The 23,071-nt window shown below is 70.6% G+C and carries 22 protein-coding genes, 1 pseudogene and 2 riboswitches; of the genes and pseudogenes, 16 read left to right on the forward strand and 7 right to left on the reverse strand.

The annotated features are described in order from the left end of the window. Positions 1 to 21 precede the first annotated feature (21 nt). From ACZ4M5_RS32315 to ACZ4M5_RS32335, 5 genes and pseudogenes are all read left to right on the forward strand, one after another. Positions 22 to 789, forward strand: coding sequence for an enoyl-CoA hydratase/isomerase family protein (locus tag ACZ4M5_RS32315; RefSeq protein WP_467742214.1), 768 nt, complete (start codon positions 22 to 24; stop codon positions 787 to 789). A 274-nt stretch (positions 790 to 1,063) separates the two neighbouring features. After that, on the forward strand, positions 1,064 to 1,567 hold the full coding sequence (locus tag ACZ4M5_RS32320; protein ID WP_467742216.1) for an ATP-binding protein: 504 nt from the start codon (positions 1,064 to 1,066) through the stop codon (positions 1,565 to 1,567). 87 nt (positions 1,568 to 1,654) lie between these two features. Next, positions 1,655 to 2,833, forward strand: coding sequence for a YncE family protein (locus ACZ4M5_RS32325; RefSeq protein WP_467742218.1), 1,179 nt, complete (start codon positions 1,655 to 1,657; stop codon positions 2,831 to 2,833). Between the two features lie 109 nt (positions 2,834 to 2,942). Then, positions 2,943 to 3,155, forward strand: coding sequence for an EF-hand domain-containing protein (locus ACZ4M5_RS32330; protein ID WP_467742220.1), 213 nt, complete (start codon positions 2,943 to 2,945; stop codon positions 3,153 to 3,155). A 171-nt stretch (positions 3,156 to 3,326) separates the two neighbouring features. After that, positions 3,327 to 3,998, forward strand: a pseudogene (locus ACZ4M5_RS32335) (NADPH-dependent F420 reductase); the annotation flags it as partial. 185 nt (positions 3,999 to 4,183) lie between these two features. Here the strand turns inward: ACZ4M5_RS32335 and ACZ4M5_RS32340 are convergent. From ACZ4M5_RS32340 to gcvT, 6 genes are all read right to left on the reverse strand, one after another. Further along, complete coding sequence (locus ACZ4M5_RS32340; RefSeq protein ID WP_467742222.1) at positions 4,184 to 4,741, reverse strand: glycoside hydrolase family 25 protein; 558 nt, start codon at positions 4,739 to 4,741, stop codon at positions 4,184 to 4,186. A 130-nt stretch (positions 4,742 to 4,871) separates the two neighbouring features. Further along, positions 4,872 to 6,287 (reverse strand): MFS transporter, encoded by a 1,416-nt coding sequence (locus ACZ4M5_RS32345; RefSeq protein WP_467742224.1) that lies wholly within the window; start codon positions 6,285 to 6,287, stop codon positions 4,872 to 4,874. Between the two features lie 113 nt (positions 6,288 to 6,400). Then, entirely contained in the window at positions 6,401 to 7,768 is a 1,368-nt protein-coding gene (locus ACZ4M5_RS32350) for an L-serine ammonia-lyase (RefSeq protein WP_467742226.1), read from the reverse strand. Between the two features lie 87 nt (positions 7,769 to 7,855). Further along, positions 7,856 to 9,118, reverse strand: a complete 1,263-nt coding sequence (glyA, locus tag ACZ4M5_RS32355; protein WP_467742228.1) for a serine hydroxymethyltransferase — start codon at positions 9,116 to 9,118, stop codon at positions 7,856 to 7,858. Between the two features lie 14 nt (positions 9,119 to 9,132). Beyond that, positions 9,133 to 9,510, reverse strand: coding sequence for a glycine cleavage system protein GcvH (gcvH, locus tag ACZ4M5_RS32360; RefSeq protein WP_086562694.1), 378 nt, complete (start codon positions 9,508 to 9,510; stop codon positions 9,133 to 9,135). A gap of 107 nt (positions 9,511 to 9,617) precedes the next feature. Then, positions 9,618 to 10,739 (reverse strand): glycine cleavage system aminomethyltransferase GcvT, encoded by a 1,122-nt coding sequence (gene gcvT, locus ACZ4M5_RS32365; RefSeq protein ID WP_467742231.1) that lies wholly within the window; start codon positions 10,737 to 10,739, stop codon positions 9,618 to 9,620. 37 nt (positions 10,740 to 10,776) lie between these two features. Further along, positions 10,777 to 10,892, reverse strand: a riboswitch (glycine riboswitch). After that, positions 10,893 to 10,992: riboswitch (glycine riboswitch) on the reverse strand. It abuts the riboswitch before it with no gap. Between the two features lie 222 nt (positions 10,993 to 11,214). Here gcvT and ACZ4M5_RS32370 point away from each other — a divergent pair. From ACZ4M5_RS32370 to ACZ4M5_RS32415, 10 genes are all read left to right on the forward strand, one after another. Then, complete coding sequence (locus ACZ4M5_RS32370) at positions 11,215 to 11,892, forward strand: AAA family ATPase (RefSeq protein ID WP_467742233.1); 678 nt, start codon at positions 11,215 to 11,217, stop codon at positions 11,890 to 11,892. A 292-nt stretch (positions 11,893 to 12,184) separates the two neighbouring features. After that, positions 12,185 to 12,973: an enhanced serine sensitivity protein SseB gene (locus ACZ4M5_RS32375; protein ID WP_467742235.1), complete on the forward strand. Its 789-nt coding sequence runs from the start codon at positions 12,185 to 12,187 to the stop codon at positions 12,971 to 12,973. Positions 12,974 to 13,109: 136 nt separating this feature from the next. Next, entirely contained in the window at positions 13,110 to 13,910 is an 801-nt protein-coding gene (locus ACZ4M5_RS32380) for an enhanced serine sensitivity protein SseB C-terminal domain-containing protein (RefSeq protein WP_467742237.1), read from the forward strand. A 331-nt stretch (positions 13,911 to 14,241) separates the two neighbouring features. Continuing rightward, on the forward strand, positions 14,242 to 15,240 hold the full coding sequence (locus ACZ4M5_RS32385; protein WP_398106455.1) for an ABC transporter permease: 999 nt from the start codon (positions 14,242 to 14,244) through the stop codon (positions 15,238 to 15,240). Between the two features lie 8 nt (positions 15,241 to 15,248). Further along, positions 15,249 to 17,015: an ABC transporter substrate-binding protein gene (locus tag ACZ4M5_RS32390; RefSeq protein WP_467742239.1), complete on the forward strand. Its 1,767-nt coding sequence runs from the start codon at positions 15,249 to 15,251 to the stop codon at positions 17,013 to 17,015. 91 nt (positions 17,016 to 17,106) lie between these two features. After that, positions 17,107 to 18,117 carry an ABC transporter permease gene (locus ACZ4M5_RS32395; RefSeq protein ID WP_467742241.1) on the forward strand — a complete coding sequence of 337 codons (1,011 nt, stop codon included), beginning with the start codon at positions 17,107 to 17,109 and terminating at the stop codon, positions 18,115 to 18,117. Beyond that, a complete protein-coding gene (locus ACZ4M5_RS32400; protein WP_467742243.1) occupies positions 18,114 to 19,199 on the forward strand; it encodes an ABC transporter ATP-binding protein in 1,086 nt (361 codons plus the stop codon). Before ACZ4M5_RS32395 ends, ACZ4M5_RS32400 begins: the two co-directional genes overlap by 4 nt. After that, positions 19,196 to 20,347 (forward strand): ABC transporter ATP-binding protein, encoded by a 1,152-nt coding sequence (locus ACZ4M5_RS32405; RefSeq protein WP_467742245.1) that lies wholly within the window; start codon positions 19,196 to 19,198, stop codon positions 20,345 to 20,347. Before ACZ4M5_RS32400 ends, ACZ4M5_RS32405 begins: the two co-directional genes overlap by 4 nt. A gap of 64 nt (positions 20,348 to 20,411) precedes the next feature. Beyond that, the gene (locus tag ACZ4M5_RS32410) at positions 20,412 to 21,086 is read left to right on the forward strand and encodes a trimeric intracellular cation channel family protein (RefSeq protein WP_333933847.1); all 675 of its coding nucleotides are present in this window, start codon (positions 20,412 to 20,414) and stop codon (positions 21,084 to 21,086) included. Between the two features lie 63 nt (positions 21,087 to 21,149). Beyond that, entirely contained in the window at positions 21,150 to 22,010 is an 861-nt protein-coding gene (locus tag ACZ4M5_RS32415) for a thioesterase family protein (RefSeq protein WP_467742247.1), read from the forward strand. A gap of 109 nt (positions 22,011 to 22,119) precedes the next feature. Here the strand turns inward: ACZ4M5_RS32415 and ACZ4M5_RS32420 are convergent, their stop codons facing one another. Then, entirely contained in the window at positions 22,120 to 22,776 is a 657-nt protein-coding gene (locus tag ACZ4M5_RS32420; RefSeq protein WP_467742249.1) for a TetR family transcriptional regulator, read from the reverse strand. A gap of 116 nt (positions 22,777 to 22,892) precedes the next feature. On the opposite strand from ACZ4M5_RS32420, the gene ACZ4M5_RS32425 reads away from it, so the two are divergent. Further along, entirely contained in the window at positions 22,893 to 23,057 is a 165-nt protein-coding gene (locus ACZ4M5_RS32425; protein WP_369193606.1) for a hypothetical protein, read from the forward strand. The last annotated feature ends 14 nt before the right edge of the window (positions 23,058 to 23,071 follow it).

Raw genomic sequence — 23,071 nt, forward strand, 5'->3', positions numbered from 1 at the left:
ATCCCCGTTAACCTGCTGCCCATGACCGTCTCTCTCGAAGTCGCCGAAGGCGTCGGCACGCTCCGGCTGGACCGACCGCCCATGAACGCGCTGGACATCGCCACGCAGGACCGGCTCAAGGAACTCGCCGAGGAGGCCACGCGCCGCGAGGACGTGCGCGCCGTGGTGATCTACGGCGGCGAGAAGGTGTTCGCGGCCGGTGCGGACATCAAGGAGATGCAGGTGATGGACCACACCGCGATGGTCCTGCGCGCCCGCGCCCTGCAGGACGCGTTCACCGCGGTGGCCCGGATCCCCAAGCCGGTCGTCGCGGCCGTCACCGGCTACGCGCTGGGCGGCGGCTGCGAACTCGCCCTGTGTGCCGACTTCCGCATCGCCGGGGAGAACGCCAAGCTCGGCCAGCCGGAGATCCTGCTCGGCCTGATCCCCGGCGCGGGCGGCACCCAGCGCCTGGCCCGCCTGGTCGGCCCGTCCAAGGCCAAGGACCTCATCTTCACGGGCCGGATGGTCAAGGCCGACGAGGCCGAGCGGATCGGCCTGGTCGACCGGGTCGTGCCCGCCGCCGAGGTGTACACGCAGGCCCACACCTGGGCGGCCCGGCTGGCGCAGGGGCCCGCCCTGGCGCTGCGCGCGGCCAAGGAGTCGATCGACACCGGGCTGGAGACGGACATCGACACCGGCCTGGCGGTGGAGCGGAACTGGTTCGCCGGCCTGTTCGCCACCGAGGACCGCGAGCGCGGCATGCGCAGCTTCGTCGAGGAGGGGCCGGGCAAGGCGAAGTTCCTCTGAACATCCTTCCAGGGGCTTGCAATTGACACGATGTCTGATCCGGGGTCCCTCGAAGGGGCGGTTTATGGCAGCCTTAACGCAGCCTTAAGCCCGTCTGGCCGAGGGAGTCCGTCGATTGCCCCGAAAAGGGATGTTCCAGCAGGTCGGAGGGGGTGCTGACGACCCTGAAGTGCCTCTGGCACATGCCGGCGGACCACGTGGCGGGGGGCCGCCCCCCGGTGCGTGTTGCCCGGGAACGGCCTCCTCGGTCATGCCCGGCGGCCATGATGGGGGCATGGCGGGGCTGGAGGGTACGGAACAGCCGCGGGGGCACGCCCATGCGGCCGCTGCACGCTGGTCGCCGGCGGTCGAGGACGAACACGCCTCGCGCGCACTGGAGTTGTACGGCAACCCGACGGAGGCGGAGGTCCCGCTGCCGTCCCGCCCCGAGTCCGCGGCCACCGCCCGGCGCCTCGCCCAGGTCGTGATCCTGCGCCAGTGGGGGCTCACCCCCAGGACCACGGAGGACGCCGTGCTGCTCGTCTCCGAACTGGTCGGCAACGCCGTCCGCCACACCGGCGCCCGCGTCTTCGGGCTCCGCATGCACCGGCGCCGGGGCTGGATCCGGGTGGAGGTGCGCGACCCGTCCCGGGGACTGCCCTGCCTGATGCCGGTGCAGGACCTGGACCTCAGCGGCCGGGGCCTGTTCCTCGTCGACAAGCTGGCCGACCGCTGGGGCGTCGACCTGCTGCCGCGGGGCAAGACCACCTGGTTCGAGATGCGGGTCGCCGAGCGCTGACGGCCGCGGACGCCGGGGGCGCCCCTCACCCGGCCGCCGTACGGAGGAATCACCCGATTCCGGGGCATCAACCCCTTGAATGGTGCGATGCACCGCCATCTCGCCAAGAGCGCCCTCGTCGCGGGCGCCGTCGTCGCCGTCCTCGCCGCCTGCGGCGCCCCCAGCGGGGAACGGGCCGCCGAGACCCGCGGCACCCGGGCCGCCGTGCCCGCCCCGCCCGAGAAGAAGCCCGTCGACGGCCTGCCCGGCATGCCGCCCGTGCTCGACCCCCGGGACGTGTACGCGGCCGACCGCCCCGGCAGGCTGTCGCCCGTGGTCAAGGACTTCCCCTCCCGGGTGTACGTCCCCAACACCGAGTCCGACACGGTGTCCGTCATCGACCCCAAGACGTACGAGGTCGTCGAGACGATCAAGGTGGGCCGACAGCCCCAGCACGTCGTGCCCTCCTGGGACCTCAAGACGCTGTGGGTCAACAACAACCGGGGCCACACCCTCACCCCGATCGACCCGAGGACCGGCAGGGCGGGCAAGGAGGTCGACGTCCACGACCCCTACAACCTCTACTTCACCCCCGACGGCAAGTACGCCGTCGTGATGGCCTCCCTCGACCGCGAACTGGTCTTCCGCGACCCGCACACCATGAGGATCGAGAAGACCGTCCCGGTCTCCTGCTACGGCGTCAACCACGCCGACTTCTCCCTCGACGGCCGCTACTTCATCGTCTCCTGCGAGTTCAGCGGCGAACTCCTCAAGGTGGACACCGCGAGGATGCGGGTCGTCGCACAGCAGCGGCTGCCGTTCGAGGGCGCCATGCCGCAGGACGTGAAGCTCTCGCCCGACGGCAAGCGGTTCTACATCGCGGACATGAAGGCCGACGGCATGTGGGTCCTCGACGGCGACAGGTTCACCGAACCCACCCTCCTGCCCACCGGCAAGGGCACCCACGGCCTGTACGTCAGCCGGGACTCGCGCGAGATGTACGTGTCCAACCGCGGCGAGGGCACGATCTCCGTCTTCGACTTCACACGGAACGCGCTGACCAAGAAGTGGAAACTGCCCGGCGGCGGCAGCCCCGACATGGGCGGCGTCTCCGCCGACGGCAAGGTGCTGTGGCTGTCCGGCCGCTACGACGCCGAGGTGTACGCCCTCGACACCCGCACCGGCACCCGGCTCGCCCGCATCGAGGTCGGCAGCGGCCCGCACGGCCTCGCCGTCTACCCCCAGCCCGGCCGCTACTCCCTCGGCCACACCGGCGTCTTCCGGTGAGGCGCGTCGTCCCGGTGGTCGCCGCGCCGGCGTGTTCGGCGGGCGGATAACCTGACCTCCGTCAAACCCGCGTCACGAGGACGCGCAGCACGAGAAGAGGGGCGGATCGGTGGCGGACATCGAGGAAGCACGCAAGCAGTTCGAGCGGATCGATACGGACGGTGACGGCTACATCACCGCTGCCGAGTTCAAGACCGCCCTGGCGCAGTCGGGCGACTGGAACGTCACCGAGTCGGTCGCCGAGGTCGTCATCAAGAGCCGCGACCTGGACGGCGACAAGAAGCTCAGCTTCGACGAGTTCTGGGCCTACCTGAACAAGTAGGCCGCCGCGGCGCACGCCGTGGCAGGGGCCCGGTCCACGCCCGGACCGGGCCCCTCGGCGTGCCCGGAAAGCGTTCGGCCGTCCGGGCGAGGAGCGGAATAGCCGGCCCGCCGCCGAGGTTGTCGCCGGTCGCACACCTTTGGCCGGCGTTACCGACCCCCGGAAGGGCGAGGCGAGGACATGAAGATCGGCATCATCGGAGCAGGCAACATCGGCGGCAACCTGACCCGGCGGCTCACCGCTCTCGGTCACGACGTGTCCGTCGCCAACTCCCGCGGCCCGCACACGCTGACGGCCCTGGCCGAGGAGACCGGCGCGACGCCCGTGCCCGTCGAGGAGGCGGCCCGGGGGGCGGAGGTGGTCGTGGTGACCATCCCGCTGAAGGCCGTCCCCGACCTGCCCTCCGGCGTGCTCGACGGCGCCGCCGAGGGTGCGGCCGTCGTCGACACCGGGAACTACTACCCCAAGCAGCGCGACGGCCGCATCGCCGGGATCGAGGACGAGGGCCTCACCGAGAGCCGCTGGACCGAACGGCAGCTCGGCCACCCCGTGATCAAGGCGTTCAACGGCACGTACGCCCAGGACATCCTGGACCGCCACCGCCCGGCCGGCGACCCCGGGCGCATGGCCCTGCCGGTGGCCGGCGACGACGAGCAGGCCAAGCGCACGGTACGCGCCCTGATCGACGAGCTGGGCTTCGACACCGTCGACGCGGGCGGCCTCGACGACTCCTGGCGCCAGCAGCCCGGCACCCCGGTCTACGGGCTGCGCGCCGGCACGGACGAGGTCGTCAAGGCACTCGCGGAGGCGTCCCCGGAGCGCACGGCGGACTTCCGCGGCTAGGTCGTGTCCGCAAAGTCCCGCCTGCCCCGCGACGCCTGGCACGCACTCTCGCCGCACCGGACGAAGCCCCAAGTACGATCCAGTACGAGGGACTCCGCCCGGCACGCCGAGAGCACGCACCAGACGCCGCGGGGCCCGCCCTCCGGGCGAACGACGGGACTTTGCGGACACGACCTAGGGCCCGCTCACGCGCCGTCGGCCCACGCGCGCAGGGCCGCCTTGCTCTCGAAGGCGGCGACGTTCTTGTCCAAGGGGTCGTCGGTGTACTGGTGGAAGCGCCACGTCGCCTTGATCCGGGGCTTGCCCGCGCTCACGTAGTCGGCGATCCACAGACCGTCGCCCGCGTAGGAGGTCGTGTCGACGTTGAGCCAGAAGTCGCGGTTGCAGTAGAGCACCACCCGGTTGTCCGGCCGCAGTTCCTTCAGCTTGCGCAGGAAGCGGTCCTTCTCGGCGTTGCTCGCGCGCGTCCCGTCGCCGGTCCTCTCCCAGTCGACGGCGAGGACGTCGCCCGCCCGGTCCGGCGCCCTGCCGAGGAAGTACTCGGCCTGGTCGGTGAGGTTGCCGGGCCACAGGAAGTGGTAGAAGCCGACGACCAGTCCGGCGTCCCGCGCCCGCTTCGTCTGCGCGGCCAGCCTGGGATTGACGTAGGACCGGCCCTCCGTCGCCTTGACGAAGACGAAGGACAGGCCCTCCGTGGAGTAGGACGAGGACTGGTAGGCGCTCACGTCGATTCCGCGCAGCATGGGGGGCTCCCTCGGGTTCCGGTGGGGCGGAAGTGCACTCGGGTGGAGGGTTGTTGTATGCCCGCCGGAGACGGCCGTACGCCGGGCGCGCGGAGGCTCGCGGCCCGGCGGTGGTGAGCGCCGGGCCGCGTCAGGAGGCGGGGGAGGCGGCCGGGGCGGGGCGGTCCTCCGCTCCGGCCGGACCGGTCTCCCCGTCGTCCAGGGAGACGTGCCTGGTCTCCTTGCCGAGCAGGAGCGCGACCAGCGTGAGCAGTGCCATCGCCGACAGGTAGACGCCCACCAGCCACGGCGAGCCGTCCCCGGTCTCCCAGAGCGCCACGGCGATGAACGGGGCGACCGCCGCCCCCAGGATCGAACTGACGTTGTACGAGATGCCCGACCCGGTGTAGCGGACGCTGGTCGGGAACAGCTCGGGCAGCAGCGCGCCCATCGGACCGAAGGTCAGGCCCATCAGGGTGAAGCCCAGCACGAGCCACAGCACCACGCCCGGCGTGCCCAGCCCGATCAGCGGCACCCAGACCAGCCCGAAGACGACGATCGCGGCGGTGATCCAGACGAGGGTGGTGCGCCGCCCGTAGCGGTCCGCGAGGGGGCCGGAGACCAGGGTGAACGCGGCGAAGAACAGCACACCGAAGATCATCATGAGGACGAACGTGGTGTAGTCGTAGCCCAGGCCGGGCACGGCGGCGTCCTCGGGAGTGCGTCCGTAGCTCAGCGAGAACGTGGTCATCAGGTAGAAGAGCACGTAGGTCGCCAGCATGATGAACGTGCCGAGGACCAGCTGCCTGCCGTGACTGCGCACCACCGTGGCCAGCGGCAGCCGCCGCACGCCGCCCGTGGCACGGGTCCTGGTGAACACCGCCGACTCGACGAGCCGCGAGCGCACCCACAGCCCGATGGCGACCATCACGGCGGAGAAGAGGAACGGCACCCGCCAGCCCCAGCTGACGAAGGCGTCCGAGGGCTGCGAGGGGTCGGCGCCCGCCGCGGACGGCAGCAGCGCGCCCATGACCAGGAACAGCCCGTTGCCGATGATGAACCCGAACGGGGCGCCCAGTTGCGGGAAGGTGCCGTACAGGGCCCGCTTGCCGCGCGGGGCGTTCTCGGTGGCGACCAGGGCCGCGCCGCTCCACTCGCCGCCGAGCGCGAAGCCCTGCGCGAGCCGCATCAGCACCAGCAGCGCGGTCGCCACCCAGCCGGCCTGGGCGTAGGTGGGCAGCACGCCGATGAGGAACGTGGCGACGCCCATGGTCAGCAGGGAGGCGACGAGGGTCTTCTTGCGGCCGAGCCGGTCACCGAGGTGCCCGAAGACGACGGCCCCGACCGGCCGGGCGACCATCGCTGCGCCGAAGACCGCGAAGGACGACAGCAGCGCGGTGGTCGGGTCGCTGCTCGGGAAGAACAGCTGCGGGAAGACGAGCACCGCGGCGGTCGCGTAGATGTAGAAGTCGTAGAACTCGATCGTCGTCCCGATGAGGCTGGCGACGAGAACGCGCGAACGCGGGTTGACGGGGGCCGGGGCGGAACCGGAGGCGGGAGCGGACATCGATCGGTCTTTCACGCGCGAAACATGGCACGTACAACGATGTCAGCCATCTTGTTTCGCGGTACGGCCCTCTCGCGATGTGAGACGCGAGCGGGCCGTGCCGTCCGGCCGGCTCAGCACTCGATGATGTTCACCGCCAGCCCGCCCCGGGCCGTCTCCTTGTACTTGACCGACATGTCGGCGCCGGTTTCCTTCATCGTCTTGATGACCTTGTCCAGGGACACCTTGTGGGAGCCGTCGCCGCGCATCGCCATGCGCGCGGCGGTGACGGCCTTGACCGCCGCCATGCCGTTGCGCTCGATGCACGGGATCTGGACCAGCCCGCCGACCGGGTCGCAGGTGAGCCCGAGATTGTGCTCCATGCCGATCTCGGCCGCGTTCTCGACCTGCTCGGGCGAGCCGCCGAGGACCTCCGCGAGGGCTCCCGCGGCCATCGAGCAGGCGGAGCCGACCTCGCCCTGGCAGCCGACCTCGGCGCCGGAGATCGAGGCGTTCTCCTTGAACAGCATGCCGATCGCGCCCGCGGCGAGCAGGAAGCGGACCACGCCCTCCTCGTCGGCGCCCGGCACGAAGTTCACGTAGTAGTGCAGCACCGCCGGGATGATGCCGGCCGCGCCGTTCGTGGGGGCCGTGACGACCCGGCCACCGGCCGCGTTCTCCTCGTTCACGGCCATCGCGTAGAGGGTGATCCACTCCATGGCCAGGGCCTGCGGGTCGCCCTCGGAGCGCAGCTTGCGGGCGGTGTTGGCGGCCCGGCGGCGCACCTTCAGACCGCCGGGCAGGATGCCCTCGCGGGACATGCCGCGCGCCACGCACGCCTGCATCACGCGCCAGATCTCCAGCAGCCCCTCGCGGATCTCCTCCTCGGTGCGCCAGGCCCGCTCGTTCTCCAGCATCAGCGCGGAGATGGACAGGCCGGTCTCCTCGGTGAGGCGCAGCAGCTCGTCACCGGTGCGGAAGGGGTACTTCAGCACGGTGTCGTCGAGCTTGATGCGGTCCGCGCCGACGGCGTCCTCGTCGACGACGAACCCGCCGCCCACCGAGTAGTACGTCTTCGTCAGCAGCTCCGCGCCCGAGGCGTCGTACGCCCACAGGGTCATGCCGTTGGCGTGGTACGGCAGTGCCTTGCGGCGGTGCAGGACCATGTCGTCGTCGAAGGAGAAGGCGATCTCGTGCTCGCCGAGCAGGTTCAGCCGGCCGCCGGTCCTGATCGCCTCGACCCGCTCGTCGGCGGTCTCCACGTCCACCGTGCGCGGGGAGTCGCCCTCCAGACCGAGCAGGACCGCCTTGGGCGTGCCGTGGCCGTGGCCGGTGGCGCCGAGCGAGCCGTACAGCTCCGCGCGGACCGAGGTCACGGACTCGAGGAGCTCCTCGTTGCGCAGCCGCCGGACGAACAGGCCGGCCGCGCGCATCGGGCCGACGGTGTGCGAGCTGGACGGGCCGATGCCGATCGAGAACAGGTCGAAGACCGAGATGGCCACGGGGGAACTCCTGACTACGGGGGTGGTGCCAAGGGGGTGGGCGCCGCGCCCGCTGGTGGCCGGCGCGGCGCCCGAAAGGTTTCTTCGTTACTTGTTCAGACCCGGGTACAGCGGGTGCCGGTCGGCCAGGGCCTTCACCCGGGCCTTGAGGGCCTCCGCGTCGTACGACGGCTTCAGCGCCTCGGCGATGACGTCGGCGACCTCGGTGAACGCCTCGGCGTCGAAGCCGCGGGTGGCCAGGGCCGGGGTACCGATCCGCAGACCGGACGTCACCATCGGCGGACGCGGGTCGTTCGGGATCGCGTTGCGGTTGACGGTGATGCCGATCTCGTGGAGCCGGTCCTCGGCCTGCTGCCCGTCCAGCTCGGAGTCGCGCAGGTCGACCAGGACCAGGTGCACGTCCGTGCCGCCGGACAGGACGTCCACGCCCACGGCCCGGACGTCGTCCTTCACCAGACGCTCGGCCAGGATGCGGGCACCCTCCAGCGTACGGCGCTGGCGCTCCTTGAAGTCGTCCGAGGCGGCGACCTTGAAGGCGACGGCCTTGGCGGCGACCACGTGCTCCAGCGGGCCACCCTGCTGACCGGGGAAGACGGCGGAGTTGATCTTCTTGGCCAGCTCGGCCGTGGAGAGGATCACACCGCCGCGCGGGCCGCCGAGGGTCTTGTGCGTCGTGGTGGTGACCACGTGCGCGTGCGGCACCGGGTTGGGGTGCAGCCCGGCCGCGACAAGACCGGCGAAGTGGGCCATGTCGACCATCAGGTACGCGCCGACCTCGTCCGCGATCCGGCGGAACTCGGCGAAGTCCAGCTGCCGCGGGTACGCCGACCAGCCGGCCACGATCAGCTTCGGCCGGGACTCCTTGGCCAGCCGCTCGACCTCGGCCATGTCGACCCGGCCGTCGTCGCCCACGTGGTAGGCGACGACGTCGTAGAGCTTGCCGGAGAAGTTGATCTTCATGCCGTGGGTCAGGTGACCGCCGTGGGCGAGGTTCAGGCCCATGATGGTGTCGCCCGGCTTGAGCAGCGCGAACATCGCGGCCGCGTTGGCCTGGGCGCCGGAGTGCGGCTGCACGTTGGCGTGCTCGGCGCCGAACAGCTCCTTCACGCGGTCGATCGCGATCTGCTCGACCACGTCGACGTGCTCGCAGCCGCCGTAGTAGCGGCGGCCCGGGTAGCCCTCGGCGTACTTGTTGGTGAGGACCGAGCCCTGCGCCTCCATGACCGCGACCGGGGCGAAGTTCTCCGAGGCGATCATCTCGAGCGTGGACTGCTGACGGTGCAGCTCGGCGTCGACCGCGGCGGCCACGGCCGGGTCGAGCTCGTGCAGGGGGGTGTTCAGGACGGACATACGGCTACGACTCCTCAGCCGGCGGAGAACGCGGTGTACTCGTCGGCGGAGAGCAGGTCGCCCGGCTCGTCCGTGACGCGCACCTTGAACAGCCAGCCGCCCTCGAAGGGGGCCGAGTTCACCAGCGACGGGTCGTTCACGACGTCCTCGTTGACCTCGGTGACCTCACCGGAGACCGGCGAGTACAGGTCGGACACCGACTTGGTCGACTCCAGCTCGCCGCAGGTCTCGCCCGCGGACACCGTGTCACCGACCTCGGGGAGCTGGACGAAGACCACGTCGCCGAGCGCGTTGGCCGCGTGCTCCGTGATGCCGACCGTCGACACGCCGTCCTCGGCGGCCGACAGCCACTCGTGCTCCTTGCTGTAGCGCAGCTGCTGGGGGTTGCTCATGGCCTGAATTCTCCTGTACGCGCGGGAGTGCTGTGAAAAGGGGGACGGGAGACTGCTGGTGAACCGGGTGAGGTGGCCGGGCCGCACGGGCGGCCCACGGCCAGTGTCTACTTCTGCCGCTTGTAGAACGGCAGCGCCACGACCTCGTACGGCTCGTGACTGCCCCGGATGTCCACACCCACGCCGGACGTGCCGGGCGCGGCGTGCGCGGCGTCGACGTAGGCCATGGCGATCGGCTTGCCCAGGGTGGGGGAGGGGGCGCCGGAGGTGACCTCGCCGATCACCTCGCCGCCCGCGACGACGGCGTACCCGGCGCGGGGGACGCGGCGGCCCTCGGCGACCAGGCCGACGAGCACCCGCGGCGGGTTCTGCTCGGCCCGGGCGGCGGCCTCGCGCAGGGCCTCGCGGCCCACGAAGTCGCCCTCCTTCTCGAACTTCACCACGCGGCCGAGCCCGGCGTCGAAGGGCGTCAGGGAGGTGGTCAGCTCGTGCCCGTACAGCGGCATGCCCGCCTCCAGGCGCAGCGTGTCGCGGCAGGACAGGCCGCAGGGGACCAGACCGGCGCCCTCGCCGGCCTTGGTCAGCGCCTGCCACAGCTCGACGGCGTGCTCCGGCTTCACGAACAGTTCGAAGCCGTCCTCGCCCGTGTAGCCGGTGCGGGCGATCAGGGCGGGGACACCGGCGACGGTGCCCGGCAGGCCGGCGTAGTACTTCAGCCCGTCGAGGTCCGCGTCGGTCAGGGACTTCAGGATCCCGGGCGACTCCGGGCCCTGGACGGCGATCAGCGCGTAGGCGTCCCGGTCGTCGCGCACCTCGGCGTCGAAGCCGTCGGCGCGCTCGGTGAGCGCGTCCAGGACGAACTGGGCGTTGGAGGCGTTGGCGACGACCATGAACTCGGTCTCGCCCAGCCGGTAGACGATCAGGTCGTCGAGGATGCCGCCGTCGGCCCGGCAGATCATGGTGTAGCGGGCGCGGCCCGGCTTCACCCCGCCGATGTTGCCCACCAGGGCGAAGTCGAGAAGGGCGGCGGCCTGCGGGCCGGTGACGGTGATCTCGCCCATGTGGGAGAGGTCGAACAGCCCGGCCCTGGTGCGCACGGCGAGGTGCTCGTCGCGCTCGGAGCCGTAGCGCAGGGGCATGTCCCAGCCGGCGAAGTCGGTCATGGTCGCACCGAGGACACGATGCAGGGCATCGAGCGCGGTGTGACGGAGTTCTCCTGTACTGCTCACGGTCGGTCGTCTCCCAAGGCAATGACGGCGAGGTCGTTCCTCCCCATCTGTCATCGGAACCTGAGAGGTTCGCCATGACCGCGCTGGTCCATGGCTTGCACCTTGGGTGGAGCCGGCCTGCCGGGGCAGGGAGGGCCCGCTTTTCAGATGTGCCTCGCCCGCGCGGTAACGGTGCCTGAGAGATTCAAGGGAGGGACTTGCTCCTTCGGCGCCCCAGCGTCAGCGGTGCTGGGAACTCTCCCGCGCGGATTCAAACGGCCGGTATGCAGTTGGCGCGCACATCATTGCACGCATCCTTCCGGCGCGGCAGGGGGACCTTTCTCAGCAAGTGCGCTGTCCCGCGCGCCGGGCCCGGAGACCTGTGGCAGCCCTGTTGCAGGAACCGGACCGAAATGAGAGGCCTGCGGCATTACCTTCTCTTTACACTCGGCGGGGACGGTACCGGCGTACCTGGCCCCAGGGGAGGACGATCACGGTGAACAGGACCAGGGCGTACGCCGCGACCACGGGCATCGCGTTGCCCGGGCAGCCGGCCGCGCCGGCGAGGGCGGCCCGGCCCGCCCGCGGCCCGGTGCCGGCGCCCACCGTCCGCGACCTGCGCGAGCGCGCCGGACGCGGTCCGCGCACGCTGGTGTTCGGCTCCCGCGACGTCGTCGTGGTCACCGGGCTGCCCGGCAGCGGCAAGTCCACGCTGATGCGGCGCGCCGTCCCGGACCGGCGCGTCGACTCCCAGGACGTCCGCGACCGCTGGGAGCGCCGCGCGCCCCGCTTCCTGCCGTACGGGATCTACCGCCCGCTCGTCCGCCTCTCCCATTACGCCGGGCTGCGCCGCGCCCTGCGCACCGGCGGAGGACTCGTGGTGCACGACTGCGGCACCCAGGCATGGGTGCGCCGCTGGCTCGCCCGTGAGGCACGCCGCCGGGGCGGCGCCCTGCACCTGCTCCTCCTCGACGTCACGCCCGAGCAGGCCCTGGCCGGCCAGCGGGACCGGGGCCGCGGCGTCTCCCGTTACGCCTTCCGCCGCCACCGCGTGGCCATGGACCGCCTCCTGCGCGCGGTGCAGGACGGCCGCCTCCCGCGAGGCTGCGCCTCGGCCACCCTGACCGACCGCGCGGCAGCGGCGACCCTCCACCGGATCACCTTCACGACCTGACCCACAGACCCACTCCCTCCAGCAACGCGCCCTGCAGGGGCGCGGGGAACTGCGCGAACGACCACCGACAACCCGCACCCGCCCTCCAGGTACGCGCCCTGCAGGGGCGCGGGGAACTGCGCGAACAGCCACCGACAGCCCGCAGCCGACGGACGGCCGATGGGACGCGCCGGCCCCCCGGCACGCAGCCCCGGCACGGACCCCCGGCACGGAGCCCACCCCGGCCCCCACCCCACCCCAGCCGTTAGCCTTCTGACGGCACTGGCAGTGGCTTCAGGCAGGCGGTAGGCACATGGACGTTCCGGCGGAGTTCCCGTCCGGCTTCCCCGCGCACACGCAGACCCACCCGCACGGAGGATGGCCCGGCAACGAGCTGGAGGAGGTGCTCTCGGCCTCCCTGGGCGCCGGCCCCGCGGCCGGCGGCCGGATCGTCGAGGTGCTCGGACGGAGCTTCGTCTGGGTCCCGCTGCCCAACGGCGGCGGCCCGCACAGCGGCCCCCTCGACCTGCCGGCCGTCGAGATCGACGGCCAGGCGTACGTGCCGGTGTTCAGCTCGGAGGAGCAGTTCCGCCTGGCCGCCGGGGCCCACATGTCGTACACGATCGCCCCCGCCGTGGAGTTCGCCCGCGGACTGCCCCCGCACGCCGGCATCGTGATCAACCCCGGCGGCGTGGTCGGGATACCGCTGCCGCCCCCCGCCGTCGCCGAGCTGTGCCGGGCCGGGCGCACCCCGCTCGACGGGCCCGCGGGCGGCGGCCGCGTCCGCCTGTTCGAACCCGACTGGCAGGACGACCCGGTCGACTTCCTCGCCGCCGCCTCGGCCGAGTTCGAGGCCACCGGTGTCGTCGTCACCGCCCGCCGCTGCCTCGCCGCGATCGAGACCGCCGACCCCGTGATGTTCGTGGGCGTCGAACTCTCCCAGTGGGAAGGCGACGTGCGCGCCCTGCCCCTGGAGGCGCTCACCCGGGCCGTCACCGCCGTACCCACCCCCTGGCCGGTCAACCTGGTGCTCCTGGACGTCACGGAGGACCCCGTGGGCGCGTGGATGCGCGAGCGGGTCCGGCCCTTCTTCCAGCGGTAGGGCACCACCCCCAGGGGCGCGGGGAACTGCGCGAGCCCCCCCACGCCCCCGCGGCCGCGACACGACCCCGGCTCCGTACTCCCGCGCGGGCTTAAGCTAGGGCACCGTCGAGGCGTTGTACGAAGGGGCGGTAAAGGTGAGCGCGAGCGGCACGGCCGCGGCCGGACAGGTCGAGCACATGCTGCGCCAGGTCACGCCCGGGCGCTACGACGCCTACGAGGCACTCCTGCGCGCGCTCGCGACCCCGCACACCGGCCAGATCTGGATGCTCCTGTGGCACGGACAGGCCGGATCCCCGGACGCCCAGTACGGAAAGATGGAGGTCGACGGCCACGGCTACGCGCCCTGCGTCACCTCCGCGCAGGAGCTGTCGGCCAGCGGCTGGAACCGTTCCTACGAGGTGATCGACGGGCTCGACGTGGCCCGCGCCCTCTACCCCGACCACTACGGCCTCTGGCTCAACCCGCACGCCCCCGGCGGCGGCCTCGGCATCCCCTGGCTCGACCTGCGCCGCATCGCCACGGGCCTGGACCGCCAGCCGGCCGGGCCGCTGCGGCTGTCCGAACCGGCCATCGAGATCCCCCAGTTCTACGCCCTGCTCGCGCAGAACGCCCACCGCACCCCGGCCGTCCGCGCACTGCGCCGCGCCTGGGTGCAGCCCGCCCTCGGCGCGCCGTATCTCGCCATCGGGCTGGACGTGTACGACACCTCGCCGCCGGCCGTGGACGCCGTACGCGCGATGATGCAGCAGTCCCTCGGCGCCGTGCCCGACGGGCTGCCCGTCTCGACGGTCGCCATGTCGGACGAGCACGACCCGGTCGCCATGTGGCTGCGGGCCAAGGCGCGCCCCTTCTACGACCGCGAGGCGCACGCCACGGCCCCCGTCCAGGCCCCCGCGTCCGGCTACGGCTACCCTCCCGCGCAGGGCAGGTTCTGAGGCTCTCCCGGGCCTGCCGCCGACCCCCTTCAGAACATGAAGGAAGCTCACCTCTCCGCGCGTAGATGAGGAAAGTACGGACGGGTTCGTCCTAAAATCCCCCTGCTACGACGCGTCCGACCCCCGTTACCCGCTGTCCGGATAACGGAACCCCCCAGACAGCATCACGTTTACGCATCCATTCACCGCCAAGTCTGGCAACAGATCGCCAAAGCGTTGAAGACTCCCGGCAAGACACGGACCGGTCGGTCGCGTGTACGAGACAAACAAAACCGCTACAGCGGCAGCCAGGGGGTCGGCGATCGCCGGCCCGAGAGGGGTCAATCGCACCGTGACCGCACCGATCGAGACCACCGGGGCGGAAGCCGGAGCACAGCCCGAGGCCGTGCTCTCCGGGGTCAAGAAGAGCCAGATCGAGGGGCGTTCGCTCACCCAGATCGCCTGGATGCGCTTCAAGCGGGACAAGGTGGCGATGGCGGGAGGCGTCGTCGTCATCCTGCTCGTGCTGATGGCGATCCTCTCGAAGCCGATCCAGTGGGTCTTCGGCCTCGATCCCAACAAGTTCAACCAGGACCTCATCGACCCGGCGCTGCTGGCGCCCAAGGGCGGCTGGGGCGGCATGAGTTGGGACCATCCGCTGGGCGTGGACCCCCAGTACGGCCGCGACATGCTCGCGCGCATCATCGACGGCTCCTGGGTCTCCCTGCTCGTCGCCGGTGGCGCCACGCTGCTGTCCGTCTGCATCGGCACCGTGCTCGGTGTCGTCGCCGGGTACTACGGCGGCTGGATCGACAGCGTCATCAGCAGGCTGATGGACACCTTCCTGGCCTTCCCGCTGCTGCTGTTCGCGATCTCGATCTCCGCCTCGGTGCAGGACGGGTTCTTCGGTCTCGACGGCCTGTCCCTGCGCATCAGCGTGCTGATCTTCGTCATCGGCTTCTTCAGCTGGCCGTACATCGGCCGCATCGTGCGGGCCCAGACCATGACCCTGCGCAAGCGGGAGTTCATCGAGGCCTCCACGAGCCTCGGGGCGCGCGGCCCGTACATCCTGTTCCGCGAGCTGCTCCCGAACCTCGTCGCGCCGATCCTCGTCTACGCGACGCTGATCATCCCGACGAACATCCTGTTCGAGGCCGCGCTGAGCTTCCTCGGCGTCGGTATCGCTCCGCCGCAGGCCTCCTGGGGCGGCATGCTCAGCAACGCTGTGGATCTCTACACGGCTGATCCGCAGTACATGTTCGTGCCCGGACTGGCGATCTTCATCACCGTCCTGGCCTTCAACCTGCTGGGTGACGGGCTGCGTGACGCCCTCGACCCTCGCAGCAAGTGATCCATCGAATGAGGGGGCTTCCTCAGGTGAAGACGAGAAGGGTGACCGCCGGCGTTGCGTCGGTCCTGGCACTGTCGCTCGGTGCTGCCGCGTGCGGCGGCGGAGGCGACGACAACGACGGGGGAGGCAGCGGCAAGAAGGACGCCGCGCTGAACTCGATCGTCAACGCGTCCGACAAGAAGGGAGGGACGGTCGCGTACGAGCACTCGGACGTGCCGGACTCCCTCGACCCGGGCAACACGTACTACGGCTGGGTGCAGAACTTCTCGCGGCTCTACGGCAGGACGCTCACCACGTTCAAGCCGGCCGCGGGCAAGGAAGGCCTGGAGGTCGTGCCGGACCTCGCCGAGTCCCTCGGCAAGGCCAGCCCGGACGCCAAGACCTGGACGTACAAGCTGCGTGCGGGTGTGAAGTTCCAGGACGGCACCCCGGTGACGTCCAAGGACGTCAAGTACGCCATCGAGCGCTCCAACTTCGCGCCCGAGGCACTGTCGAACGGCCCGACGTACTTCAAGGCCTACCTCGAGGGCGGCGACAAGTACAAGGGTCCCTACAAGGACAAGTCCGCCGAGGGCATCAAGTCCATCGAGACGCCGGACGACCGGACGATCGTCTTCAAGCTGAAGCAGCCGTTCGCGGACTTCGATTACCTGGCGACCTTCTCCCAGACGGCCCCCGTGCCGCAGGCGAAGGACACCGGCGCGAAGTACGTCCAGGCCATCCAGTCCTCCGGCCCGTACCAGTTCCAGTCCTACGAGGAGGGCCGCGGCGCCACCCTCGTGCGGAACAAGCAGTGGGACGCGAAGACGGACCCGATCCGCAAGGCCCTGCCGGACAAGATCACGATCAAGTTCAAGGTCAACCCGGTCACGGTCGACAACAACCTGCTGTCCGACAAGATCACGGCTGACGCGGCCGGCACCGGTGTGCAGCCGCAGACCCAGCCGAAGGTGCTGCGCGGCAAGTACGCCAACCAGACCGACAGCTCCTACGCGGGTGCCACGCAGTACATCGCGCTCAACGTCAACGTGAAGCCGTTCGACAACGAGCACTGCCGCAAGGCCGTCCAGTGGGGCCTGAACAAGCAGTCCGTCCTGGACGCGATGGGCGGCTCCCCGAAGGGCGACGTGGCGACCACGCTGCTGCCGCCGTCGGTCAACGGCTACACCAAGTTCGACACCTACGCGACCGAGGGTCACAAGGGTGACGTGGCCAAGGCCAAGGCCGAGCTGAAGGAGTGCGGCAAGCCGAACGGCTTCAACACGATCCTGACCGCTCGTTCGGACCGCCCGGCGGAGGTCGCGGCCGCGACCGCCATCCAGGCGTCGCTGAAGAACATCGGCGTCAACATCGAGATCAAGCAGTTCCCCTCCGGCAAGTACTTCTCGAACTTCGCCGGTGTCCCGAGCTACGTGCACGACAACAAGCTCGGCATGCTCTCGATGGCCTGGGGTGCCGACTGGCCGACCGGCTACGGCTTCCTCGACCAGATCATCAACGGTGCCGCCATCAAGCCCTCCGGTGGCAACAACCTGATGGAGCTGGACGACCCGAAGATCAACAAGGCCCTGACGGACGCGATCGCCAACACCGACGACGCGGCCCGCACCAAGGCCTGGGGTGACATCGACAAGATGGTGCTCGACAACGCCTCGGTCGTCCCGCTGGTCTACCGCAAGAACCTGCTGCTCCGGCCGGTGTCCGCCAGCAACGTCACGGTCACGCAGGCCTACCTGGGCATGTACGACTACCTGCTGATGAGCTCCTCGAAGTAACTCAGCAGGCCGGATCCTTTCGAAAGGCAGGTGAAGGCAACGGGTGGCCGCGGCGGACGATCCCGCCGCGGCCACCCGGGGCCGTACAGCTGTGGCTGCGTACATCCTCCGACGCGTCATGGGCGCGGTGCTGTTGCTGCTGGTGGTCAGCGCAGTCACCTTCGCCATCTTCTTCCTCGTTCCCCGCCTCGGGGGGCAGACGGCCGACCAGTTGGCCACCCAGTACGTCGGCAAGGACGCGAACCCCGCCTCCGTCGCCGCGATCAAGCAGAACCTGGGACTGGACCAGCCGGTCTACGTCCAGTACTGGGACTTCATCAAGGGCCTCGTGGTGGGCGCCGACTACAAGTTCGGCCCTGACGCGACGCACTGCGGCGCACCCTGCTTCGGCTACTCCTTCAAGAGCCACATCGAAGTGTGGCCCCAGTTGGAGCAGCGGATCCCGGTGTCCTTCTCGCTGGCCATCGGTGCCGCGGTGATCTGGCTGGTCTCGGGCGTGACGACCGGTGTCATCTCCGCCCTGCGCAAGGGCAAGCCGATCGACCGCATCTCGATGTTCATCGCCCTGGCCGGCGTCTCCCTGCCGATCTTCTTCACCGGCCAGATCCTGCTGGCCCTCTTCGTCTACGAGATCCCCATCTGGGACAGCATCGACTACGTGCCGTTCACCGAGAACCCGGCCGAGTGGGCCTGGCACCTGGTGCTCCCCTGGGTCAGTCTCGCGTTCCTGTTCTCCGCGCTGTACGCCCGGCTCACCCGGGCGGGCATGCTGGAGACGATGAGCGAGGACTACATCCGCACCGCGCGGGCCAAGGGCCTGACGGAGTCCACGGTCGTCGCCAAGCACGGCCTGCGCTCCGCGCTCACCCCGATCGTCACCATCTTCGGCATGGACTTCGGCACCCTGGTCGGCACCGCGGTCCTCACCGAGACGGTGTTCTCCCTCCAGGGCATCGGCGCATACTCGGTCCAGGCCATCAAGGACAACGACCTGCCCATCGTGATGGGCGTGACCCTGGTCGCCGCGTTCTTCATCGTCTTCTGCAACTTGATCGTCGACCTGGTGTACGCCGCCATCGACCCCCGGGTGAGGTACTCGTGAGCAAGCTCGACAAAGCCGCGCTCGGCGAACCGGACGACACCACCGCCCCGTCCGCCCCGGACGACGCGTTCCTGTCCGTCCGCGACCTGCGCATCCACTTCGACACCGACGACGGCCTGGTCAAGTCCGTCGACGGCGTCAGCTTCGACGTGCGCAAGGGTCAGACCCTCGGCATCGTGGGCGAGTCCGGCTCCGGCAAGTCCGTCACCTCGCTCGGCGTCATGGGCCTGCACCGCTCGGCGCGCGCCAAGGTCACCGGCGAGGTCTGGCTGGACGGCCAGGAGCTGATCGCGGCCGACCCCGACGCCGTACGGCGGCTGCGCGGGCGGAAGATGGCCATGATCTTCCAGGACCCGCTGTCCGCGATGCACCCGTACTACACCGTCGGGCAACAGATCGTGGAGGCCTACCGCGTCCACCACGACGTCAGCAAGAAGGCCGCCAAGCAGCGGGCGGTGGACATGCTCGACCGGGTCGGCATCCCCGAGCCCGGCAAGCGCGTCGACAGCTACCCGCACGAGTTCTCCGGCGGCATGCGCCAGCGCGCCATGATCGCCATGGCCCTGGTGAACAACCCCGAGCTGCTCATCGCCGACGAGCCGACCACCGCCCTGGACGTCACCGTCCAGGCGCAGATCCTCGACCTGATCCGGGACCTGCAGAAGGAGTTCGGCTCCGCGGTCATCATGATCACCCACGACCTGGGCGTCGTGGCCGAGATGGCCGACGACCTGCTGGTCATGTACGGCGGCCGGTGCGTGGAGCGCGGCCCCGCCGAGGACGTGTTCTCCGCGCCCCGGCACCCCTACACCTGGGGTCTGCTCGGCTCGATGCCGCGACTGGACCGTGACGAGACCGACCGGCTCATCCCGATCAAGGGCTCGCCGCCCTCCCTCATCAACCTGCCGTCCGGCTGCGCCTTCCACCCGCGCTGCCCGTACGCGGACATCCCGAAGGACAACGTCACCCGCACGGTCCGTCCCGAGCTGACCGAGGTCGGCGGCTCGCACTGGGCCGCCTGCCACATGACCCAGGAGCAGCGGGAGCGTATCTGGACCGAAGAGATTGCGCCGAAGCTGTGAGCGACGACAAAACGGTGAGCGCACCGGACACCAGCGCCCCCACCCTCACCAAGGACACCGCCGACGGCGAGATCCTGCTGAAGGTGACCGGCCTGCAGAAGCACTTCCCGATCCGCAAGGGCCTGCTGCAGCGGCAGACCGGCGCCGTCCGCGCCGTGGACGGCATCGACTTCGAGGTCCGCAAGGGCGAGACGCTCGGTGTCGTGGGCGAGTCGGGCTGCGGCAAGTCCACCATGGGCCGGCTGATCACCCGGCTGCTCGAACCGACCGGCGGCACGGTCGAGTTCGAGGGCAAGGACATCACGCACCTGAAGACCGGCGAGCTGCGCCCCATGCGCCGCGACGTGCAGATGATCTTCCAGGACCCGTACTCCTCGCTGAACCCGCGGCACACGATCGGCACGATCGTCGGCGCCCCCTTCCGGCTGCAGGGCGTCGAACCCGAGGGCGGGGTCAAGAAGGAGGTCCAGCGGCTGCTGTCGGTGGTCGGCCTGAACCCCGAGCACTACAACCGCTACCCGCACGAGTTCTCCGGCGGCCAGCGCCAGCGCATCGGCATCGCCCGGGCCCTCGCGCTCAACCCCAAGCTGGTGGTGGCCGACGAGCCGGTCTCCGCGCTGGACGTGTCGATCCAGGCGCAGGTGGTGAACCTGCTGGACGACCTCCAGGAGGAACTCGGCCTGACGTACGTGATCATCGCGCACGACCTGTCGGTCGTCCGTCACGTCTCGGACCGGATCGCGGTGATGTACCTCGGCAAGATCGTCGAGCTGGCCGACCGCGACAAGCTCTACAAGTCGCCGATGCACCCGTACTCCAAGGCGCTGCTGTCGGCCGTGCCGATACCGGATCCCAAGCGCCGGGGCGTCAAGAGCGAGCGCATCCTGCTCAAGGGCGACGTGCCCTCGCCGATCGCGCCGCCGAGCGGCTGCCGTTTCCACACCCGGTGCTGGAAGGCGACGCAGATCTGCAAGACGACCGAGCCGCCGCTGGTGGAGCTGCGGGCCGGCCAGCGCGTGGCCTGCCACCACCCGGAGAACTTCGAGGACCAGCAGCCGCAGGACACCGAGCTGCTGTCCTCGGCCAGGGAAGTGACCCCGGAGAGCGAAGCGACCCCGGAGAGCACCGCCACTGCCGTGGAGAAGTGACTCCGCCCGAGCCCCCGCCCCCGCACCTCGGGGCGGGGGCTCACCCGTGGGGGAAAATGCACGGGTGCTCCAGCAACTCTTCAGTCCGTCCGTCCAGCACACGCTCGACCTGATCGGCATCTTCGTCTTCGCGATCTCCGGCGCGCTGCTGGCCGTGCGCAAGAACTTCGACGTCTTCGGCATGGCCGTCCTCGCCGAGGTCACCGCGCTGGGCGGCGGGCTCTTCCGCGACCTGGTCATCGGGGCCGTCCCGCCCGCCGCGTTCACGGACCTGGGGTACTTCCTCACCCCGCTGCTCGCCACGCTCCTGGTGTTCTTCCTGCACCCCCAGGTGGAGCGCATCCAGGTCGCCGTGAACGTCTTCGACGCGGCGGGGCTCGGCCTGTTCTGCGTCGCCGGCACCACGAAGGCGTACGAGTACGGGCTCGGCCTGACCGCCTCCGCCGGCCTGGGGCTGACCACCGCGGTGGGCGGGGGCGTGCTGCGGGACGTCCTCGCCAACGAGGTGCCCTCCCTGCTGCGCTGGGACCGCGACCTCTACGCGGTCCCGGCGATCGTCGGCGCCGCCCTGGTCGCCCTGTGCATCCGCTACGACGCCCTGAACCCGTTCACCAGCTCCCTCGCGGTGATCACCGCCTTCGTGCTGCGCCTGCTGGCGATGCGCTACCACTGGCGGGCTCCGCGGGCCTGGCACCGCAGGTCGACGGTGAGCGAGGAGGAGCAGCCCGTGCTGCCGTGACGGCCGGCTCGGAGGGGAACGCAAAAGCTACCGCTTAGTAGCTGATTCTTGTACTGTTCAGCCATGCCAGAAGCAGCCTCCGCCCCGGCCGTCCGGGCCTCGATCGGCGACAGCGAGTTCGACCGCGACACCGCGCTCGTCCGCCGCGCGCCCGGCGTGTACGACATCGACCTCTCCGCCGGCTGGACGATCATCAGCGCCGTCAACGGCGGCTATCTGCTCGCCGTCCTCGGCCGCGCCCTCGCGGACGCCCTCCCGCACGGGGACCCCTTCACGGTCTCCGCGCACTACCTGACCGCGTCCCAGCCCGGCCCGGCCGTCGTCCGCACGGACGTCGTCCGCACCGGCCGCACGCTGTCGACCGGCCAGGCCTCGCTCTTCCAGTACGACGACGAGGGCCGCGAGGTCGAACGCATCCGGGTCCTCGCCTCCTACGGCGACCTGGACGCCCTGCCCGACGACGTCCGCACCACGGCCCGGCCGCCCGCGATCCCGCCGCTGGAGCACTGCTTCGGCCCCGAGGACGGGCCGGCCCCCGTGGACGGCAGTTCGGCGATCACCGAGCGCCTGATGCTCAAGCTCGACCCCTCCACCCTGGGCTGGGCCCTCGGGCAGCCGTCCGGCAAGGGCGAGATGCGGGCCTGGTTCGGCCTGAAGGACGGGCGCGACCCCGACCCGCTCTCCCTGCTCCTCGCGGTCGACGCGCTGCCGCCGACCGCCTTCGAGCTCGGGCTGAAGGGCTGGGTGCCGACCGTCGAGCTGACCGTGCACGTCCGGTGCCGCCCGGCGCCGGGCCCGCTGCGGGTGTCGATCACCACGCGCAACCTCGCCGGCGGCTTCCTGGAGGAGGACGCCGAGGTCTGGGACAGCGCGGACCGGCTGGTGGCCCAGTCCCGGCAGCTGGCGCGGGTGCGGCTGGGCTGAGCCCCGGCGGCACGGGGGGCCTCTCAGGCCGCAGGGGCGGCGCGCTCGGGAACGGGCGTGCCGCCCCCGTGTCTTCGGTGGCGCATCGATCCGGGTCGTCGACGGCGCATCAATCCAGCCAATGCCGGCGGCCCAAGCCGATCAGCCGCATCTGCCGGGCCGCCACCCGGGCGACCTGCCGCTCGCGCTCCTCGCGCTCCTCGCGCTCCTCGCGCTCCTCGCCGGGACTCTCCAGCGCCTCCAGGAACAGCGACGCCGTGCTGAGCATCTGGTCCACGTACAGGTGGGCCAGCATCAGCAGGTCGTCCCCGCTCCAGCCCTGCGACACCGGGTCCTTGGCCAGCTCGTCCCCCACCTCCCGGGCGAACCGGTCCAGTTGCTCGCGTATGGCCTCGCGCACCGGCTGGACCCCGCCGTGCCGCTCCCGGGCGATGAACCGGACGTGCGCGGGGTACCCGTCGACATGACGGGCGATCAGTTCGATGGTGCGCGTGACGCGTTCCTCGTGGTCACCCGTCGTGGACACCGTCGTCCGGATCATCGGGTGCAGGCTGCCCAGCGCCTCCTCGACCAGGGCCACGCCCAGATCCGCCGTGGAGCGGAAGTGGCGGTAGAAGGCGGTCGGGGCGACGCCCACGGCGCGGGTGACCTCGCGCAGCCCGAGGCTGCTCAGGCTCTGCTCCTCCAGCAGCCCCAGGGCCGCGTCCAGGAGCGCCTGCCGGGTCTTCTGCTTCTGGGCCTGCCGGATCCCGAGGGTGTGACTCATACCATGCAGTTAACAACTGTTCTCTGGAATTGGAAAGTCATGAGAGGCGCTAGACTGGGAAGTCAGTGAACAACTGTAACCACAACCGTTCACCGAATCTCAGGGAGCTGTTTCCCGTGCTGTTCATCGTCGCCGCGCTGCTGCTGCTGGGTGTCCTGCTGGGCACCGTGGCCCACGCGCCGCTCACCTTCTCCGTCGGCGCGGGCGTCGTCATCGCCGTCTGGCTCGCCGTCTTCGCGCTGCGCGAGCGCGGCCGCCGCCGCCACACGCAGGCCCACTGACCGCCGCACGACCG

This window comes from Streptomyces sp. NPDC026246 (genome assembly GCF_055567995.1).